Origin of the sequence: Inediibacterium massiliense (assembly GCF_001282725.1) — a bacterium.
GTDB classification, from domain to species: Bacteria; Bacillota; Clostridia; order Peptostreptococcales; family Thermotaleaceae; genus Anaerophilus; species Anaerophilus massiliensis.
This window is the reverse complement of record NZ_LN876587.1, coordinates 1,516,504-1,536,838: the sequence shown is the minus strand read 5'-3', so window position 1 is coordinate 1,536,838 and position 20,335 is coordinate 1,516,504. Positions and strand designations below refer to the sequence as shown.

General features: G+C 29.4%; 21 protein-coding genes. 12 read left to right on the top strand and 9 right to left on the bottom strand.

From position 1 onward, the window contains the following. Positions 1-432 precede the first annotated feature (432 nt). The 6 genes from BN2409_RS16060 to BN2409_RS16035 all read left to right on the top strand — a co-directional run bounded on the left by BN2409_RS16060 (position 433) and on the right by BN2409_RS16035 (position 6,804). Positions 433-1,623: a DUF6557 family protein gene (locus tag BN2409_RS16060; RefSeq protein WP_053957611.1), complete on the top strand. Its 1,191-nt coding sequence runs from the start codon at positions 433-435 to the stop codon at positions 1,621-1,623. A 279-nt stretch (positions 1,624-1,902) separates the two neighbouring features. Then, positions 1,903-2,352, top strand: coding sequence for a peptide deformylase (def, locus tag BN2409_RS16055; RefSeq protein WP_053957610.1), 450 nt, complete (start codon positions 1,903-1,905; stop codon positions 2,350-2,352). Positions 2,353-2,477: 125 nt separating this feature from the next. Then, a complete protein-coding gene (yunB, locus tag BN2409_RS16050; protein ID WP_053957609.1) occupies positions 2,478-3,164 on the top strand; it encodes a sporulation protein YunB in 687 nt (228 codons plus the stop codon). Positions 3,165-3,391: 227 nt separating this feature from the next. Beyond that, positions 3,392-4,744 (top strand): sodium-dependent transporter, encoded by a 1,353-nt coding sequence (locus BN2409_RS16045; RefSeq protein ID WP_053957608.1) that lies wholly within the window; start codon positions 3,392-3,394, stop codon positions 4,742-4,744. A 102-nt stretch (positions 4,745-4,846) separates the two neighbouring features. Then, a complete protein-coding gene (gene hflX / locus BN2409_RS16040; RefSeq protein WP_053957607.1) occupies positions 4,847-6,127 on the top strand; it encodes a GTPase HflX in 1,281 nt (426 codons plus the stop codon). 5 nt (positions 6,128-6,132) lie between these two features. Continuing rightward, a complete protein-coding gene (locus BN2409_RS16035) occupies positions 6,133-6,804 on the top strand; it encodes a HEAT repeat domain-containing protein (RefSeq protein WP_053957606.1) in 672 nt (223 codons plus the stop codon). Here the strand turns inward: BN2409_RS16035 and BN2409_RS16030 are convergent. After that, positions 6,794-7,255, bottom strand: a complete 462-nt coding sequence (locus BN2409_RS16030) for a DUF3189 family protein (RefSeq protein WP_330375495.1) — start codon at positions 7,253-7,255, stop codon at positions 6,794-6,796. The two genes, BN2409_RS16035 and BN2409_RS16030, sit on opposite strands and share 11 nt — an antisense overlap. Before the next feature lie 184 nt (positions 7,256-7,439). Between BN2409_RS16030 and BN2409_RS16025 the strand changes: the two genes are divergently transcribed. Further along, complete coding sequence (locus tag BN2409_RS16025; RefSeq protein ID WP_053957605.1) at positions 7,440-7,871, top strand: NUDIX hydrolase; 432 nt, start codon at positions 7,440-7,442, stop codon at positions 7,869-7,871. A gap of 205 nt (positions 7,872-8,076) precedes the next feature. Then, complete coding sequence (locus BN2409_RS16020) at positions 8,077-8,727, top strand: YigZ family protein (RefSeq protein WP_053957604.1); 651 nt, start codon at positions 8,077-8,079, stop codon at positions 8,725-8,727. 20 nt (positions 8,728-8,747) lie between these two features. On the opposite strand, the gene BN2409_RS16015 is transcribed toward BN2409_RS16020, so the two are convergent. Further along, complete coding sequence (locus BN2409_RS16015; protein WP_053957603.1) at positions 8,748-9,104, bottom strand: sulfite exporter TauE/SafE family protein; 357 nt, start codon at positions 9,102-9,104, stop codon at positions 8,748-8,750. Beyond that, a complete protein-coding gene (locus BN2409_RS16010) occupies positions 9,098-9,466 on the bottom strand; it encodes a sulfite exporter TauE/SafE family protein (RefSeq protein ID WP_053957602.1) in 369 nt (122 codons plus the stop codon). Before BN2409_RS16010 ends, BN2409_RS16015 begins: the two co-directional genes overlap by 7 nt. Positions 9,467-9,615: 149 nt before the next feature. On the opposite strand from BN2409_RS16010, the gene cysK reads away from it, so the two are divergent. Together cysK and nadE are read left to right on the top strand one after the other, a co-directional pair. After that, positions 9,616-10,542, top strand: coding sequence for a cysteine synthase A (gene cysK, locus BN2409_RS16005; protein WP_053957601.1), 927 nt, complete (start codon positions 9,616-9,618; stop codon positions 10,540-10,542). Positions 10,543-10,633: 91 nt separating this feature from the next. Then, positions 10,634-11,389: an NAD(+) synthase gene (gene nadE, locus BN2409_RS16000; protein ID WP_110943179.1), complete on the top strand. Its 756-nt coding sequence runs from the start codon at positions 10,634-10,636 to the stop codon at positions 11,387-11,389. Between the two features lie 213 nt (positions 11,390-11,602). Here the strand turns inward: nadE and BN2409_RS15995 are convergent, their stop codons facing one another. The 4 genes from BN2409_RS15995 to BN2409_RS15980 form a co-directional block, all read right to left on the bottom strand. After that, complete coding sequence (locus BN2409_RS15995) at positions 11,603-12,550, bottom strand: hypothetical protein (RefSeq protein ID WP_053957600.1); 948 nt, start codon at positions 12,548-12,550, stop codon at positions 11,603-11,605. Positions 12,551-12,700: 150 nt separating this feature from the next. Further along, complete coding sequence (gene gltS, locus BN2409_RS15990) at positions 12,701-13,894, bottom strand: sodium/glutamate symporter (RefSeq protein WP_053957599.1); 1,194 nt, start codon at positions 13,892-13,894, stop codon at positions 12,701-12,703. Positions 13,895-14,044: 150 nt separating this feature from the next. Further along, the gene (locus BN2409_RS15985; RefSeq protein WP_053957598.1) at positions 14,045-14,920 is read right to left on the bottom strand and encodes a response regulator; all 876 of its coding nucleotides are present in this window, start codon (positions 14,918-14,920) and stop codon (positions 14,045-14,047) included. 2 nt (positions 14,921-14,922) lie between these two features. Next, positions 14,923-16,164: an ATP-binding protein gene (locus BN2409_RS15980; protein WP_053957597.1), complete on the bottom strand. Its 1,242-nt coding sequence runs from the start codon at positions 16,162-16,164 to the stop codon at positions 14,923-14,925. A 214-nt stretch (positions 16,165-16,378) separates the two neighbouring features. Between BN2409_RS15980 and BN2409_RS15975 the strand changes: the two genes are divergently transcribed. Next, the gene (locus BN2409_RS15975; RefSeq protein ID WP_053957596.1) at positions 16,379-17,467 is read left to right on the top strand and encodes a hypothetical protein; all 1,089 of its coding nucleotides are present in this window, start codon (positions 16,379-16,381) and stop codon (positions 17,465-17,467) included. 114 nt (positions 17,468-17,581) lie between these two features. On the opposite strand, the gene BN2409_RS15970 is transcribed toward BN2409_RS15975, so the two are convergent. Together BN2409_RS15970 and BN2409_RS15965 are read right to left on the bottom strand one after the other, a co-directional pair. Beyond that, entirely contained in the window at positions 17,582-18,406 is an 825-nt protein-coding gene (locus BN2409_RS15970; protein WP_053957595.1) for an alanyl-tRNA editing protein, read from the bottom strand. Positions 18,407-18,507: 101 nt separating this feature from the next. Beyond that, positions 18,508-19,500 carry a hypothetical protein gene (locus BN2409_RS15965; protein WP_053957594.1) on the bottom strand — a complete coding sequence of 331 codons (993 nt, stop codon included), beginning with the start codon at positions 19,498-19,500 and terminating at the stop codon, positions 18,508-18,510. Between the two features lie 134 nt (positions 19,501-19,634). Between BN2409_RS15965 and BN2409_RS15960 the strand changes: the two genes are divergently transcribed. Then, a complete protein-coding gene (locus tag BN2409_RS15960) occupies positions 19,635-20,231 on the top strand; it encodes a hypothetical protein (RefSeq protein WP_053957593.1) in 597 nt (198 codons plus the stop codon). Positions 20,232-20,335 lie beyond the last annotated feature (104 nt).

Here is a 20,335-nt window from a genome sequence, read left to right as displayed (position 1 = left end):
GTGGTAAAAATATATTTTCTCTATAAATAATCATTAAATCACCTACCTTTATCATATTGATATAAGAAGGGGGGTGATTTTTGCGTTATAGGAGATACCGCCGTAGGAAAACCAAAGGTAGCTTGAAAGCATTTATAGCGATAGCAGAGGTAGACCCGTCTGTGAGTTAATGGTTACTTTTAGGATTAGGGTGCGCTATGGGGTTGATTGAAAATGGGTTGCTTTTTTATGGAGGGATAGATGGACAAGCATATAAACTTGGCTAAATTTAAAGGGAAAGATTGTGGCTTTATAGAATATAATAGAAAAATATGTAAAATATTATCAAGAACAATACTAAAGTTTTCTTTATGTATTTGATTGAATGGAAGTTTAAATGTATTCTACTGAGCATGCCTATTAATTTTTTAAATAGAGTGAGGGGAATAAATGGTGACAGTTGATATAGAAAGAATAAAGGAAAAGATGAGTACTTTAAACGATGATAAGCTTAGAAATATAGTTTTTATTGAATATGGTGATTATGAGGAAGAAGTTATTGAAATAGCAAAAAATGAGTTAGTAGGAAGGTATGGTAAAAACATATGGGAGGCTAAAAATACTACGCTAAAATATGTTATTGATTGTATTGAATATGAAGACCTAGAGAAGGCAATCATTGAACTTTACCCTAATATTCAAGAAAGTATCAATAATTATTATATTATTTTTGATAGGCTACTTACAATAATACCAAAACAACAGGACAAAATAAGGATTTTTATAGATGTGGATGATGATACAGTATTTTGTGAGGATATTAAAACTGGAGAAAAGATTATAGTAAAATATTGTGAATGGGACGAATGGTTAGGTTTTTACATTAATAACAGGCAACTGCAACAACTTGGAAAAGAAAAGTATATGGCATACTGTCTAATTGAAATGACTTCAGTTGGGATGAATGAAAATACTATAAAAACAAACTTTAATGGGGTTTTAGATACTGTAGCAAATAAAAATATATCTAATGATACAATTTCTTTACTAGAAGCTGACAATGAAATTACATATAAAAAAATTGCTAAACGAGGTAATTTAATCAGAAAGGGTTTAACTGATGATGAAGAATGTAGCCAAATACGACCATGGGTAAGGTTTTGGGCACGTACAATTGATATTATGATATGGTTAACAATTGTTAGATATATTGAATTGCGTATTTCATCACCAATTACAAAATGGATCAGTTCATTTGCTTGGGGGACTATTAATAGTTTATTAAGTTACACGATTTGGGTTTTTATAGAAGCTTTGTTACTATCGAAATGTGGATATACTTTAGGTAAGTGGATTTTTAAGATACATATTCGTGATACTAATGGAAATAGATTACTGTTTATAGAAGCCTTGAAAAGGGGGAGCTTTGTACTACTTTATGGAGAAGGATTAATGATCCCTTTTGTTACAATTATCACTAATATTAAATCGTATAATAGATTAATTGATAGAGGAAAAACAAAATGGGATGAAGAAGGAAAGTTTGTTGTTTATCATGAAAAAATAGGATGCTTTAAAATTATACTAGCAACTATAATTATTGTAGGAAATTCTATTATAAGTAGATACATATATCATATATAGCTGTTTCTGAATTTTTAACAGGATTGGGTGAGGGAATATAATAGATTGTTAATTAAGGAAAGCAAGAAAATAGTTTTTGTATATGTAAGCTTAAGATAAGAGTCTTGAAGTTAAAAATACAATTGAGAAATAATAAAATTTGGTCTAATAGTATAGCTGCGTTATTTGTAATATTAAGATATTATAAATACATGTTACATAATAGTAATTTCTTGTTCAATAACAAGATAGGTGGGTAAATGATAAAAAGAATAATCTTTGAAAATGGAGGTTTATCAAATGGCATTAAGGAATATTCGAATTTTAGGCGATGATATATTAAGAAAAAAATGTAGACAGGTAGAAAAGATTGATGATAGAACTTTAACTTTACTTAAAGATATGGAAGAAACATTGCATAATACAGAAAATGGAGCCGCGCTAGCAGCACCACAGGTTGGTGTTTTAAAAAGAGTTGTTGTAATAGATATGGGTGAGGGGATCATATATCTGATCAATCCAGAAATAGTTGAAATTGAAGGAAAGCAAAAGGTTGTAGAAGGGTGCTTGAGCATTCCAAATAAATGGGGCAAACTAATAAGACCTAAAAGGGTGAAAGTAAAAGCATTGAATGAAAAAGGAATGAAATTTACTATAACTGGAGAAGGCGATTTAGCAAAGTGTTTATGCCATGAAATTGATCATTTAGATGGCATACTCTTTATAGATAAAGTAACAGAATTCATATAAGAATAATAGAAACATATTGAAGTAAATACGTATACTTCTTATATTGCGTATTAAATACAAACCAAATTAAAATTGTAACTAAATCACCTACCTTTATCATATTTATATAAGAAGGGGGTGATTTTTTGCGTTATAGAAGATATGGTCAAAGAAAAATAAAAAGCAGCTTAAAAGCGTTTATAAGTATCATACTTATTTTTTTAGTACTTATATATGGATTCTTATTAATTGATACAAAAATTAAGCCTGCTTTTTTAGCAATAGCAGAGGTAAAAGCAAGAGAGATTGCAACAAGAGCTATTAATGAATCAATAAATTCTAAAATTTCTGAGGAAATTAAATATCAGGATTTAATTTCTATAAGAACAGATAATGAAGGAAATGTGACTATGATGCAGGCCAATACTATTATGATGAATAAAATTGCCTCCGAAGTAGCTTTGACGGTTCAAGACAATATTCGTCAAATTAAAACATCTAATGTAAGTGTTCCTTTAGGGACGGTGTTTGGAAGTCAAATTCTTGCAAAATATGGGCCAAGGATTAATATCAATGTTACTCCCATTGGAATGGTCAATGTAAATTTTAAAACGGAATTTGAACATTCTGGTATTAACCAAACAAGACATAAAATTTATCTTGTAGTAAAGACACAAGTGAGAATTATTGTTCCTTTTTCTTCAAAAGCGGCAATGGTTCAAACTTCTGTACCTGTTGCAGAAACTGTTATTGTAGGAAAAGTTCCAGAAAATTATATTTTTGTACCAAAAGATCAAATGCTAAATTTAGCTCCAAATGGTATGGGAAAATAATGAAGATTATAAAAATAAAAGCTCTCATTCTTATTTAAGTGGAATGAGAGCTTTGTATTAATTTTTAAAAAATCATATAATTGAATAAATTGGAAGTTGAAAATATTTTATTGCATATTGAAAAAATATAATTCGTATAATATAATATATCAATGCAAGTCGAAAAATGTCTAAAAATTGCAAGGATAATTATAAAAGATTTTCCAAATAGAAAAAGGAGGAATAAGATGTCAAATGTAAATGAAGGACAACCAAGAGAACAATGGGGATCTAAGCTTGGATTTATTTTGGCAGCTGCTGGATCGGCAGTAGGATTGGGAAATCTATGGAAATTTCCATATATAGCAGGAAAAAACGGTGGAGGAGCTTTTGTACTCATTTATTTTATTATACTATTTTTAGTAGGTTTTACATTGATGCTTGCAGAAATTACATTAGGAAGAGCGACTCAACTCAATGCAATAGGTGCATATAGAAAAATAAGAAAAAGCTGGGCATGGGTAGGCAGCTTAGGTGTGGTGGCCGCTTTTTTAATTCTCTCATTTTATAGTGTAATTGGAGGATGGGTTATTAATTATACTATGAAGTCTTTCACAGGAGCTTTACATGTTACAGATGGACAAGCTCTTGGAATGATGTTTGAAAAATTGATTACAGGGACAACGGAACCAATTTTGTTTCATGGACTTTTTATGCTTGCTACTTTACTCATTGTATTAGGTGGAGTAGGAGGAGGAATTGAAAAGTCTAATAAGATTTTTATGCCAGGACTTTTTGTTATTATTATAATATTAGCTATTCGTTCTATGACTCTTCCTGGAGCTAGTGAGGGTATTAAATATTTATTAGTTCCTGACTTTTCTAAAGTTACAATAGGTGTAGTATTAGATGCATTAGGACAAGTATTTTTTTCTTTAAGTTTAGGAATGGGATGTATGATTACCTATGGAAGCTATTTAGGAAAAGACTCTAATATTCCACAAAGTTCTATTATTATTCCCCTTATTGACACGGGAGTTGCAATTTTAGCTGGACTTGCAGTACTTCCAGCAGTATTTGCCTTTGGATTTGATCCATCTTCAGGACCGGGGCTTATATTTGTTACTTTTCCAGCAGTTTTTGCAAAGATGCCCTTAGGATCTATTTTTGAAGTAATGTTTTTCTTACTTGTATTGTTTGCTGCTTTATCTTCTTCTATTTCTATGCTAGAAGTTATTGTAGCTTATGTAGTAGATGAATGGAAGATAAATAGAAAGATTGCTACTTTATTGACTTCGTTGATTATATTTTTATTAGGAATTCCAGCTACTTTATCTTTTGGACCATGGTCGCATATTACTATTTTACCTGGGAGAGGATTTTTCGATACATTTGATTTTATTGCAAGTAATGTATTGCTTCCTTTAGGAGGATTTTTGTTGTGTATATTTGTAGGTTGGATTTGGGGAACAGAAAAAGCTATAAAAGAAGTGAGAAATAATGGAAAAATTTCATTTCAGTGGGCTGGAATATGGTCATTTTTAGTAAAATATGTAGGACCTGTAGCTATTTTAATTGTAATGGTTCGTTCCTTTTTATAAGATCGAGATAAAATCTCGGTCTTTTTTCTTTTAAAATATATGCAAGATCTTCTTAGAATCGTTTATAATAAAGAGATAGAACAAAATAAGGTTGGTGATTGTATGGAGAATGAAATATTAGAAGTTATAGAACAAAAGGCTATATTAGTAGGAATGAGTACAGGAAGTAATAAAGAAATAAATATTGAAAGCTCAATGAAAGAATTACAAGAATTGGCACAAGCAGCAGGAGCAAAAGTGCTTCATGAGATGATACAAAACAAACAAAAAGTGGATGTGGCCTTTTACATTGGAAAAGGAAAAGTTGAGGAGATTAAAATCCTTTGTGATGAGATGGATGCCAATTTGGTCATTTTTAATGATGAACTTTCAGGTGCGCAAATTAGAAATCTTGAAGAGGCTATAAATGTAACAGTCATTGATAGAACCATTTTGATTTTAGATATATTTGCACAAAGGGCTCAATCTAAAGAAGGAAAGCTACAAGTGGAATTGGCTCAACTTCAATATAGATTACCTAGACTTGTAGGACTTGGAAAATCTTTATCTAAAACAGGTGCGGGGATAGGAGCAAGAGGTCCAGGAGAGAAAAAACTTGAATTAGATCGAAGACATATATTAGGTCGAATTCATGATATAAAAAAAGAGCTTGAAGAAGTAAAGAAAAATAGGCAAATTCAAAGAAAACAAAGACAGAAAAATGAAATTCCCATAGTAGCATTAGTTGGATATACTAATGCAGGAAAATCTACTTTGATGAATGAATTTATGAAAATATCAGGTACTATAGAAGAAAAAGAAGTATATGTAAAAAATATGCTCTTTGCAACACTAGATACAGCCCATAGAAAAATTATACTTCCAACTAAAGAAGAATTTATTTTGATTGATACAGTAGGATTTGTAAGTAAACTTCCTCATGCGCTTGTGAATGCTTTTAAAGCAACATTAGAAGAAGCGCAGGACGCAGATTTATTGATTCATGTAGTAGATGCTACAAATGATGATTTTAATATGCAATTAGAGGTAACGGAGAAAGTTTTAAAAGAATTAGAAGTGAAAGAAAAACCTACTATTTTAGTATTCAATAAGATAGATCAAATAGATGATAAAATGCTATTTCAAAGAGAAGATGCTATTCATCTGTCTGCATTAAAAGGATTGGGAATGGACGATCTTATAAATCTCATAAAAGAAAAGTTATTTCTTCATATGAAAAAGGTGCAAATGCTTCTTCCTTATGATCAAGGGCAAATCGTATCTTATCTTTGTGATAAAACAAAGGTAGAACAAAGAGAATATAGAGAAGATGGAGTTTATATTATAACTTGTTTAGGCCCTGCTGATTATAATAAGTACAAAGGATATATTTTAGAGGAGTAAAAGATATGAAAGATCTCACAAGTCTATGGGAAGGTATAGATTTTGCTAAAGATTATAGGATTACTTATCTTTTATATAAAGAAGGAAAAAGCATTGATTTGATTGCTAAGATTAGAAGAATGAGCGAAGAACAAGTGAAAAAAGAAATTATTTTAGCAAAGACAGAACAGCTTCAAATAAAAGATTATGAAAAATCTATTTTAGAAAAAATGCTTGAGGCTAGTAAAGATGAGAGAATTAAATTAATAGAAAATATGTCAGTAGATGAAAGAAAGTATTTAGGTAAAAAAATTTATTATTCCTATGAAAGAATTAATAATGCAGAAGACAAAGCAGTTTTAATTTGGATTATTGGAGAGCTAGGACTTTTACCATTGTCTAAAATTTTATACAAAGATATAAACCATCCTCATGGAAATGTAAGAAGAATGGTTTGCTCAGCTTTGTATAAACTTGGAGATGAAAAAGGAATCTTTTATTTACATAAAGCTTTATTGGATAAAAAACCCCAAGTACGTCAATATGCCGCAAAAGCTTTGGGCAAAATTGGAAATGAACAATCTAAGATGAGATTAGAAAGATTGATTCATAATCCTAATGAAAAAGATTATGTTAAAAAAGCATTTTATGAAGCCATTGAACATATTGAGAGGAAACTAAAAAAATCTAATGAATGATTTTTTTAGTTTCCTCTACTACTTTCATAATATTTTTATAAGCCTGTATAGTGCCTTTTGCTACGATAGGCCTACCAAATCTTACCCAATGTAATCTTCTAGAAGAAAATCCTCCAATACGCATAAGAGTATTTACACAGGGGATAGTATTCACAAGGAGAAGTTTTTCACTAGAAGGCGCCAATATTTTCCATGTATCAAGAATAGAAGAGAGTACAATATGTGGAACAAATTGCCTACCTAATGTGTATATTGAATTTCCCCATTCATCGGTACCTCTATAAATAATTTTGCCTGCATCTGTTTTTTCTAGAGCATCAAAAAAAGGAACATTTAAAAGGTCATATTCTTTTGGAATATGATCTAAAGGGAGCATATTTAAATGGATTGCAGCAGCAGTACAAGAAGAATGACATCCTCCTACACAATGATAAATGATGTGAATGATCATCACCTCCAATGGATTCTTCATTAGTATGTGTGAAAAAGAATTGAATTATGAAAAGATTATGCATGTTTTGTGATAAAAGAGATATAATACTATTAAAGAAAAAATAAAAATTTCTGAATAGTCTTGAAAAATAAAAAAATATAGTATATGATAATGTTATATAATATGAAGGGAGGCATGCCCCATGCTTTTTAGAAATTGCGCGGGAGGCGTAGTATTCTTTGAGGAAAAGGTTTTGCTTTTAAGAAATGAAAAAGATGAATGGGTATTACCTAAAGGAGTAATTCGTAATGGGAATCTCTCAAGAGATGTTGCCATAAACCGTGTAATGGAAGAAACGGGTATAAAGGCAACAATTATCTCGACGGTTGGAGAAACTTGTTACGAATTTTTTTCATTAACAAGACAAAAACCTGTTTGCAATCAGATTACTTGGTATTTGATGCGTGCCCTAGATACAAATTGCCAATTAAATGAAGATCTAGAATTTAAAGAAGTGGGATTTTTCAACATAGATGAAGCTTTAGAAAAAATTACATACCCTCAAGATCATTCTTTGTTATATCTTGCCTATGAACAATATAAGGATTTGGTAGGAGCAGAAATGATGGTATAATAAAAAAGAGTAGTTTAAACTACTTTTTTTTATTTATTAGGAAACTATATAAATGAATAAATGGTGGATAACTTTAGAAAGTTAAATTTTCATCAAATTTTAAGCAACGGAAATTATGAATGAAATGAAAGAATTCCGCTTAGGCCATGAGCAATTCCGGTAGGAATATGCGAAATTTTTTATTATTTTGTGAAGGAGGAATAGGATGCTTAAAAGATATAAAACCATATTACAATATGCTCAAATAGAACATATGATTGAAAAGTCAAGATTTATAGGATATATAAAGCCTGTAGAAAATGAAGAAGATGCTATAAGGTTTATTGAAGAAATAAAATCTATACATAAAAGTGCTACTCATAATGTACCTATTTATATGATTGGACAAAATAATGAGGTACAAAGATATAGTGATGATGGAGAGCCAGCAGGAACGGCAGGAGTACCTATATTAGATATGTTAAAAAAAGAAGATATTAAAAATGTTGCTATTGTAGTGACAAGGTATTTTGGCGGAATTAAACTAGGAACAGGAGGACTAGTTCGAGCTTATACAAGTACAGCAAAGCTTGTTATGGAACAAGGAAAAGTGATTGAGAAAGTCCTTCATGATTTGATAAAGATAAGGATAGATTATACAATGCTTGGAAAAGTTCAAAATGAGATATTAAATGCAGGCTATATTATCAAAGATACGATATTTGATGAAGCTGTAAATATACATGTGTATGCTCCAGTGCAAAAAAGTGAGGAACTGATTCATATGATTCAAAATCTTACGAGTGCTAAAGGAGAGACGAAAATCGAGAATACTTTATATTTAAACGAATTCAAAGGAGAGATCTTAAAGGATTGAGAAAGATAAAAGTCGTAAAATTAGTTGCGACTTTTATCTTTATAAAAAAATTCATAGATTCCCATTAAGAATAAAAAGACTCCAAATAATTTTCTTAAAAGCATAGATGAAAGATGAATAGCTAAAAAAGACCCTAAAATAGCACCTATAACTCCTAATCCTATTAAAGGAAGGGACAATTTTGTTTCAACGTTTTTGTTTTTTAGATGAGTGATTAGAGCAACAGATGCTACGGGAATAAAGGAGATGAGATTTACACTTTGTGCTTGTTGTTGTGTAAGAGAAGTAAAAAATATTAAAGAAGGAATCAAGATGGTTCCACCTCCAATCCCCATACCTCCTATGATTCCAGATAACAGTCCTATACATATTAACATGAGAACACCATCCTTACAGCGGCTACAATCATAAATAAAGCAAATATTTTTCTAAGATATTTTTCAGGAATTTTAGAAAGAAGTTTTGCGCCTATATATCCTCCAATAATCCCACCTAAAATTACTTTTTTTGTAATATCCCAAGCAATCATACCATTCCTTAGATATATATAAGCACTGACAATGGCAAGGGGTAAAATTACAGATATAGATGTTGCATGAGCTTTATGTTGATCAATATCTAGTATAAAAAGTAGCCCTAAAATTAATATAGTACCTCCACCAGATCCAAAAAGTCCATTGAGTATACCAGTAAGAATACCCAATACAATAAATCTAAAAGTAAATAAGTTTTTTTTCATGAATTCACCTACATCATTATTAATAAATTACCTATATTATATAGTGTGAGCGATTAAAAATATTTTATGAGTCTATTGACGTATTTATAAAACTATTATAAAATAAATACATAAATTCCGATAAGAAAACTATGAATTGGAGGCGTGTTATGAAAATAGCAAATAGTATTATAGAATTGATAGGAAATACACCTATCATAAAGTTAAATAAGCTTGTTGGGAAAGATGATGCAGATATTTATTTGAAGCTTGAATCCTTTAATCCAGGAAGTAGTATAAAAGATAGAGTAGCTCTTAATATGATTGAAGTGGCTGAAAGGGAAGGAGATTTAAAAGAAGGTTCTGTAATAGTAGAGCCTACAAGTGGAAATACAGGAATAGGACTTGCTATGATCGGAGCTTCAAAGGGATATAAAGTAATACTTGTAATGCCAGAAACTATGAGTATAGAAAGAAGAAAGCTTTTAAAAGCATTTGGTGCAGAAATTGTGCTTACAGATGGAAATTTAGGAATGAAAGGGGCTATTGATCGAGCAAATGAAATTGTAAATCAAAATCCGTCTTATTTTATGCCCCAACAATTTGAAAATACATCAAACCCACAAGCTCATAGAAAGACTACTGCTCTTGAGATTCTAGAGCAAATGGATAATGATTTTGATATGTTTATATCTGCAGTAGGAACGGGAGGTACTCTTACAGGAATTGGAGAAGTACTTAAACAAGAAATGAAAGAAGTAAAGGTAGTAGCAGTTGAACCTAAAAATTCAGCAGTGCTTTCAGGTCAAAATCCAGGACCTCATAAAATTCAAGGAATAGGCGCAGGTTTTATTCCTAAAATTTTAAATACAGATGTGATTGATGAAATTGTTCAGGTAGAAGATGAAGATGCTTTACAAACAGCGAGACTAACAGCTAAAGAAGAAGGTATTTTGGTAGGTATTTCATCGGGAGCAGCTATTTATGGAGCTATCAAAAAGGCCAAAGAATTAGGAGCAGGAAAGAAAATAGTTGTGATTACTCCAGATTATGGAGAAAGGTATTTAAGTACAGATTTATTTGATTTTGAGGCATAGTCTATAGACTATGCCTTTATATATATGAGTTTTGTGGTATAATATCTAGATGTAAAGGTTTTCATTACCCAGAGAAAGGAAAGGTCTTATAATGGATAAGGATATACAACAAAAGATTGATCAAACAGTAAAGTGGCTTCAAAATCAAGTAGAAGAATCAAAAACCAATGGACTTGTTGTAGGCATATCTGGAGGAATTGATTCAGCAGTAGTTGCCTATTTAATAAAAAAAGCATTTCCTAAAAATTCTTTAGGTGTAATTCTTCCTTGTAAAAGTAGTCCAAAGGATAAAGAAGATGCTATATTAGTTGCACAAGGATGTAACATAGAATATGTGGAATTAGACCTAAGTGCAGTTCATGATATTTTGTTAGATAATATTGTAGGCACTATGAGAAATAAAAATATATTAAGAAATGAAAAAAGTCTACAATTAAGTGATGCAAACCTTAGGGCTAGATTGCGTATGAGTTCAATTTATTGTGTAGCCAATACACTAAATTATTTAGTGGTTGGAACAGATAATGCAGCTGAAATTTATACAGGGTATTTTACAAAATATGGAGATGGAGGAGTAGATATTTTACCTATTGCACATCTTCAAAAAAAAGAAGTATATGAATGGGCAAAATATATGGGTGTTCCTGAAAGTGTAATTAATCGTCCGCCATCAGCAGGTCTTTGGGAAGGACAAACAGACGAAAACGAAATGGGAACTACTTATGATAAAATAGATGCATTCTTAGAGGGTAAAAGTATTCCAAAGGAAGATGAGGAAATCATACAAAGATTACATACACGTTCTGAGCATAAAAGAATGACTCCGGCAGTACCTCCTATTTTTTAGTAAATTTATATATGCATAATATATTTTTTATGAGAGATAATAAGTTTATATAGGACAGCATAGAAAGCGACAATTCAGGATTGAGTCCGACTTTAGAAGCGGCAACAGTCTTAAAGACCTTTCTTAGTTGTTCCTATATTTTTATGTGCAAAAATTAAGGGTATGGTGCTTATGATTTATATTTTCAAATCACAAGAAACGTACCCTTGATTTTTACATAGATTTAGTTACATCTTCAATCATGAGCATAATATTTTTCATGACGATACTGCCGTTAATTTTAATTAAATGCATATCTTTTTTTTCTATAGATTTAGATAAATTGATGACAGATACATCAAATTTATCTACTGTTGATTTAGCTTTTTTTTCAATTAATGTAGATTTTACACTTTGAGAAGTTTCTTGAATTTTTTCAACACTTTTTTGGGCCGAAACATAATCACCCATAGCGGCATTTAAAACAGCATGTCTTGTTAGAAATTTTAATGTATAGATAGCAGGTGGTATGTCTATTTTAAAATAGGGCATAAATTTTGGTAAAAAAGAAGTTAAATGATTGGTAGTTGTAATTGTATTCATGTAATCTTTGTTGATTCCATAGGTTGTAAGCATATTGAGTGTTTCTTCAAATCCAGAAATAATATCAGGAGAAACACTTTGAGCTACTAATAAAGGCTCTAATACGTTCCATTTATTATGAATCATCAGAATGGTTTGATTGATTTTTTTCCAAGTTTCATCAATATTCTTTGGAGGTTTTGCTTCTTTAGAGGAGTTTGTATCCTCTTTTTTGAGAATATCTGTTAAAATACTTTCATCAATGGTCATAGGTTTTGGTTCTTTCTCTACTATTTTAGAAGTTTCTTGATTTGTTGTTTTTTCATCTTTTTTCTCTTCTTTTTTTACAGATTCTATTTGTATTTTTTCTTCCTCTATTATTTTCTTTTCTACTATGACTCTTTGAAAATAAGGAATCATATCTGTTTGATTCATAATGGTTAAAGTATCTTTTTCTATTTCTTTTACGACGGTAGGAAGAGGTTTTGGTTCATTTTCTTTTTTAGGTGTAGGTTTTTGAACTTTTTTTGTGCAAGATGTAGAGAATAAAATAATGCAGATAATAAGTAATAAAGAAATATATTTTTTAGAATTTTTCATATGATCACCTCTAAAATAGTATTTCCAATGATTATAGAAAGCATACTTTAAAAATTAAGGAATAGTTTTGATGCAAAGCAAAAAAGATGGAACAAGTCCATCTTTTTGAACGCATGACATAAATAATGTATAAAGTAAAGATATTATTTTTTAATGGAATACATTCATGAATATGGTAATGATTGCTCCATTAAAGAAGTCGATAAATAAACTTCCTACAAGAGGAATAACAAAGAAAGGAGTTGGAGCTGGACCAAAATTGCTTGTAATAGCTTCCATATTTGCAATGGCATTTGGAGTAGCACCCATACCAAATCCACAATGACCTCCTGCTAGAATTGCTGCATCATAATTTCTTCCCATAATATTGAAAGTTACAAAGTATGCAAAGAAAGCCATGAGTACAGTTTGAGCGATTAACATGATTAGCATAGGGACAGCTAGATCAGCCAATTGCCATAATTTTAATCCCATTAAAGCCATAGATAAGAAAAGAGATAATGCAATACTTCCTAATAGATCGATTTCTATAGTTGGTACTTTATAAGAATGAGTAAAATCTGATATATTTCTTATAATAGCAGCTGCTAACATAGCGCCTATATAAGGTGGGAAAGTCATACCTGTTTTTTGTATAAACATTGAAATAATTGTACCAATACCCATTGCTAAAATAATTTGAGATGCAGCTAAAGAGAAATTTTTAGGAATTAATTCTTGAGTCTTTTCTTCTGACGAAGCAACTTCTGCATTAGCTTTTTTGTTTGTAGAAGTTAAAAGATTATTTTTTTCAATTAATCTTTTAGCAATAGGACCTCCTAACATACTTCCCATAATTAAACCAAAGGTTGCAGAAGCCATAGCAACTGTCGTAGCACCGATAGCGCCTGCTTCTTCAAATACAGGACCAAAACCACCAGAAGTTCCATGTCCTCCTGTCATAGGAACAGATCCTGTTGAAAGTCCGATTAAAGTATCTAGGTGGAAAACCTTTGCAAGGCTGACACCAATTACATTTTGGAGACAGACTAAAATAACTGCAAGGAGTAAAAATAATAGAACTTGAAGTCCACCTTTTTTCAATAATTTGAAACTAGCTGTAAAACCTACTGTTGTAAAAAATGCTGTCATTAATACAGTTTGAAGAGTGGTATCGATTTCAAATTCTAAAATATTAGCTTGCTTTAAGATTAAAGCTGTTATTGCAAAGATCAAACCACCGATTACAGGTGCGGGGATGCAAAATCTTGATAGTACATTTACTTTTCTTCGGATTGCGTGTCCTAAGAATAAAATGATTACTGCCAGGGCTACCGATTGAATTATATCCAGTTTTAGTACCATGTGCATACCTCCTAATATTTTATAAGATTAGTTCTATGTATTTATTATAAGGGGTATGCTACAAAAAAATACTTGTTGCTACAATAAGTTACAAAGAATTTTTTTACAATTCAATATTATTAATAAAAGTGAAGTTTTAAATTCATTTTTTTAAATATTCAATCTAGAAACTATTCCTTCTATAAACTTTTTTACACTAATTTTTCCTCTGTCCTCTTTTGAGTTTTGTATATGTCTAATTTCTTGCTTGACTTGTTTGAAGTCAAATAAAGATGAGCTGTATTCAATGAATTTATTGTTATAATAATCATCATGACCGAGTGTTGCAATATTCTCTAATGCCTTAAGAATCGTTCTTCTGATTCTTTGTTCAATTGTTCTTGCATAGACAGAAGAATTATACATCATATTTTTTTTCTCAGCGATTTTACGATAGATATCTTGCAATTGGTAACTTCCTGAAATATTTTTTTTATTATATGAAATCACTTGACTAATGAGTTCAATTAAATCATTATATCCTAATTCACCTATAATACCTATATCTGTAAAGATATCATCTATTTGTTTTTTCCAATTAAATTGAGGTTCTATTGGTTTTGATTTTTCTATATGAAAAACAGCATCTTTAATGAGTGCTACAGATCTTTCTAATTCAATATTATGACAAACTCCTTGAATAACATTTAATGCTTCAATTTGATTGAGAGGTTTATGAATAAAAAATAAAATTCCATTCTCATAAGCTTTTGAAATCATATGTGCATCTTCCACTTGGGAAATCATAATAAATTTTCCTCTATATCCTAAAGCTTTAGAAGTTTGTATAATTTCAATTCCATCTTTTTGAGGAAGTAAAAAATCAATAAGTACAATATCAGGTTGATAAAACACGATTTCTTCAGGTGCATCCTCTCCACGGTCTAGTTCCTCTAATACATTTCCTAAATCATTTTTTATAATCAAATATTTTAGCATTTTTCTTATATTAATATCATCGTCAATAATTAAAAAAGTATTCTTCATGATCATCCCTCAATTAATATTTTTTTTGGTAATATAATTTGAAACGTTGTTCCTATTTTTAATTCAGATCTTACATGAATTTGGCCTTGTAATTCGTTTATAATATTTTTCACATGAGAAAGGCCAATTCCTGTAGATGGATTTCCAGAGTTTTTGTCATATTTTGTTGTAAAGCCAGGATTAAAGATATAAGGAAGAATATCCTCGTCAATACCTTCTCCATTATCTATGACTTGAAATATAATGTGATCTATATCTCTTTTTTGGAAAACTTGAATTTTTCCATATTTTTCGCAGGCATCTATAGAATTGATAATTAAATTATTGAGTATTGTAAATAAATGAAAATATTTATGCATTTTAAAATTTTCTTCATAACTAAATTCCATAGAGATATGAAGATGATTTGTTTTTAAATAACGATAAGTATTTTCGCGAATAATTATAAACATATCTTCAAGCATCATAGTATCATTTTTTTCAAATGTATTTAAAAAACTTTCAAAGCCATGTAAAACTCTATAATAATCTTTTTTGATTTCGTGAATTTCCCTAGCAATATTTAAAGTCTGATCTTTTATATCTTTGTTGTCTTTAGATGCTTCATATAGGTTATAGCTTTGTTTCATAATATTTTCAATATCATGAGTAGATTTTTTAAGATAAAACATTTCAGCTTGAATATCAGAAACCAATAGATTGAGTTGAGTATATCTTTTTTTATGTTCATGGGTTAGTAAGAAAAGTTCTTGTTTTTTATAGAAAAAGTAAATCAAATAAGCAATAATACTTCTAGCTACGCCAACTAAAATAATAATTTGGAGAATGGGATAAAGAATTTGATCATGTCTGACTAAGGTTTCTGATATATTACTTAGTATATCACTAAAAGCTAAACCTATAATAGGAATGATAAGTTGATTTTTTCTTTGTTGAATATGAAAAATAGAGATAAAAGTTCCATATATAAGATAATAAATAATAGAAGGTCCATGCGCAACAAAAATATTTTGTAAAGACATATGATAAAATAATAGATCCAATAAACTTCTTTGTATTAAAACCACAATTCCTGAAAATAAACATATTAGAAAAGGAGAAATTTCTTTAGTAACTAAGATGGTTACATTTAAAGCAATAATTCCTGCGGAAAATCTTAAAGAACTACTAAAAGGATAAAAATAAATTTCTCCAAAAGCTGCTACAGATAAAGAAAAAAGAATATATTTCTTGAATTGATTCATTTTTGTCCCTCCATGGTTTGATTCTATATAAAGATAGTGTATCCTAAAATGAAAATCATCACAAATGATTTTTTATTGAAATGATTGAATCATCTTATAACTCTTTCAAAAGAAGATTTTGTTATAAGGAATAAAAGTACAGACACAAAGCATAGGTATAAAAATAAAATAATACTATCTTTTTCAAACTTACTTAGAAGGGAGCATATAACGTATGAACCAAAATGGAAGAATAAAGAAAGTATTTCCAGGAGGAAATACATCAAAGGGATTTTATTCTTATTATGATCAAATTATTGATTCGAAAGCAACAAAATTATGGATTATTAAAGGAGGACCTGGAGTAGGAAAATCTTCATTTATGAGAAAAATTGGGTATGAAATAGCTCAAAATGGATATGATGTAGAGTTTCATCAATGTTCATCGGATTATGACTCTTTAGATGGAATTATGATACCAGATTTAAAGATGGCAATGATTGATGGAACATCACCTCATGTAGTAGATCCAAAATATCCAGGAGCGGTAGATGAAATATTAAATTTTGGACAATTTTGGAATGAACTTGGAATTCAAAAACACAAAGAAAGTATTATCAGGATTAGCAAAGAAACTAGTAAATGCTTCCAAAGAGCATATAAATTTTTTGCAGCAGCAAAGCTTATCAGAGATGATATGAATGCAATATATGAGGAAGCGTTAGAAAGAAGAAAATTAGATCAAAAGTTAGTCACACTTAAAAAAGAATTATTTCACCACTTAGATTATAATGAAGAGGGAAAAATCAGACATTTATTTGGAAGTGCATTTACCCCTAAAGGATATGTAGATTATTATGATACTATTTTAGAAGGAATCCAGACTATTTATTATGTAGATGGAACTTATATAGATACAATGTCTCAACTTATAGAAAAAATTGCTTATGAAGGAATGAGTAGAGGGTTGAATGTAGAAGTTTATCATGAACCCTTAGATGAAAAAAATATACAAACACTAATTATTCCTTTGTTACAAGTAGGTATTACTACAAGTGATAGATATGCCCATTCTTGCAATCAAAAAATAGTATTTTCAGATTTTCTCAAGAGAGATATTTTAAGTTTGTATGAGGATCTATTAAAAGAAGACCGAAAATTTTATGAAGAGCTTATTGACACAGGTATTTTCAATATTAAAAAAGCCAAGGAAAAACATGATCAACTAGAAAAAATATATATAGAATATATGGATTTCAAAAAAATAGATGAATTGAGAGAGAACATTTTACAAAAAATATTAAAGTATGCAAAAGTAAAGTAATAAAAATTTATAAATTCTATTGCAGGATAGGATTTATTTCTATATAATTAATAAATGTGAGTAAAAATATTTTCCAAGCGTATACAGGGTAGAAGCAAAAAAAAAAGAGTGTCTTTATAGACACTCTTTTTTTTGGAGATGATCATCCCTAACTATTTTTTGTAAATAAATAAAAATATCTTTTTCTCGGATAGACAAAAGATTGGATATTTTATGGATCATTTCGTTTTTTAAGTGATAGTCTTGTAGAGCACGATTTCCACAAACAAATTCTATACGGGTATAATCTTTGTGATCTTCTAACTTTATAATTTTGATGATTCCTACTTCTCCAGTATGAGAAGGATGGATTCCATTACATGGAGAAAAATCAAATTTGTCAATTTCGACGATTCTAATATTTTTTTGAATCGAAGGAGCTTTTCTTAAGGGCATTTTTTCAATTTGCTCAACAGAAGGATAATATTGTTTAATATGGAAGTTATTAAAAACAATTTGATTTGCAAAATACTCTACTCTCTTAGCTTGTGCTTGAGATAATGGATTGATGGCTACATCTATGGTACTAAAGTTTTTGTTCAAATGAAAATCAATTGTTTTGACATTTAATAATTCTTCAAAGCATGCAGATAAAATATGTTGTCCTAGATGCTGTTGCATATGGTCAAACCTATTTTCCCAGTTGATACTACATTTTAAATTCTGACTTTGTTGTGGCTTTTTATCTACTACATGATAAATTTGATGATCTTTTTCATAGACATAAGAAACAAAAATATCGTCTACAGTACCTATATCACTAGGTTGCTCATTTCCTTGGGGATAAAAGGCTGTTTGATCTAAAACTATATGAAAAGATTCATTTTTTTCTTCGTAATGAACAATATTGGCTGTAAATTCTTTTAGATAGATATTGTCATAGAACAATTTTTTCGTCAATAAAATTGGCTCCTTTCGTGATTAATGGTATATATAATATTCTATACAAATAAATAAAAATCCTTCCATAAGAAAAAGGAGATGATATCATCTCCTTTTTCTTATGGACGTAATGTAATCAAATCTTTATGAATAAACAAGATTTCCCCTTGTTCTGTCAGAACTTTGTAGTTATTAGATGAAAATCCTAAAAAAGACTCTATCCAATGATTGGTATCTTCTATGATGGCAATAGGTTTAGAAGAATGTTGAATGGTTCCTTCTCCTAAGATAAAGTTTTTATATTTAGAACTGTAATAATATGTTTCTTTTGTTACGATACTTTCTATAGGTTTAAAATCTGAGGGAGAAGGAAATTTATTTTTTATTGCTTTTCCCTTTTGTCTATGGATGGATACAGAAATTACAGGATATTCTTTTTGTATAATATCTATTTGGTTGTTTTCAATAATTTGAATCCATTCATCGGAGGGAGCTTTTTTATCTATCCATTTGGAAGCATATATTTCATCTGAATATTTAGTCTTTTTAAATATACTTTTAAATTCATCATCTAGATAAAGAAATATTTCTATAAATTGTTCTACAAAAAAAGCGCCAAATCTTTCGTCAAGAAGTTGATGAGTAATCATTAAATTGTAACCTAGATCTTTGATAGGCATAAATTCTATACTTTCTAGTGGAACAAGATTTTCTACTTTGTTTGTAAATACATATTCATTTCCAATCAAACGATAAATAGCAATAACGGATAAATCTTTTGAAAGATTTAGGGAGATAATTAATTCATTTTCATCATTAGGAATAATATTTTCTTCATAAAGATTTATATCCATGTATTCTATATATTTGATCCATTGATCATAGTTTAAATTTTTTAAGGTAGTAAGAATAATGGATTCCTTTGCTTGCTTATGAAGGGATTCTTCGCTACTTTTATATTCATCTATGAGAGAAGATGAAATTTTAAGATTAGGTATGACGTAAGTTTTAAAAGTAGATACATATTCATTTTGATAAAGAAATTGATAAAAGATAAAGGACAAAAATAAAAGTACACTTAAGAGCACGTATGTAATTAGTTTTTTAAACATTTCAATCACCTCTTTAAAATATATGTAGGAAGGATGTAAATTTGAACTAATTTTTAATTTCTAATGGATTAAAACACAAATAGAGACAGGCTGCATAATATATAGTAAAGACCTAATGAAAGGATGATCTAGTTGTGAATGAAGTCAAGAAGATCTATGAAGGAATGAAAGAATTTATTCAAGTTTTTATGGTGAAATATGAATATGAAAATAGAGGTATATTAAAAAAAATGAAAATAGATAGTCGTTTAAATATGGAGTTAGAAGATGAAAAGTGGTCAAAATTATTTCTTAAAAAATCTTGTTTGAATCATTGTGCAAAAATCATTTTATTAAGATATATAGAAGATGCAGAAATGATGACTTCTAAATTAAATGAAAAAGGAATGGATAAATGGAAAAGTTTTTCTAAAAATTTAATGGAAAACCTAAGTGTTCTATATGATATTGCACTTAAGGATGCAGAAGAAGATGAAAACCTTCGTCTTAGAGAAATCTTTCAAAAAAGTGATTATGATTTATTTAAAATAGATGATGAGTTAGCATCTATTATTTATCATAAATTTTCCATGATTGACTTTTCAAAATTACAAAAAGAAAAGATTCAATTTTTATTTGCTTTACTATATTCTTTAGAAGAAAGAGAAGATATGAGGTTAGAAGATTTTTATAAAAAAGCACCAGCTCTTTCTTATATACTAAATATAGAAAGTAATAATACTATACTATAAAATTAGGTAATCCTAGTTTTATAGTACAGTAAATGATAAAAATTTATATTTTCACATGAAGAATAGGGTATAATAAAAGAAACTAGAGTGATCATAAGGGGAGA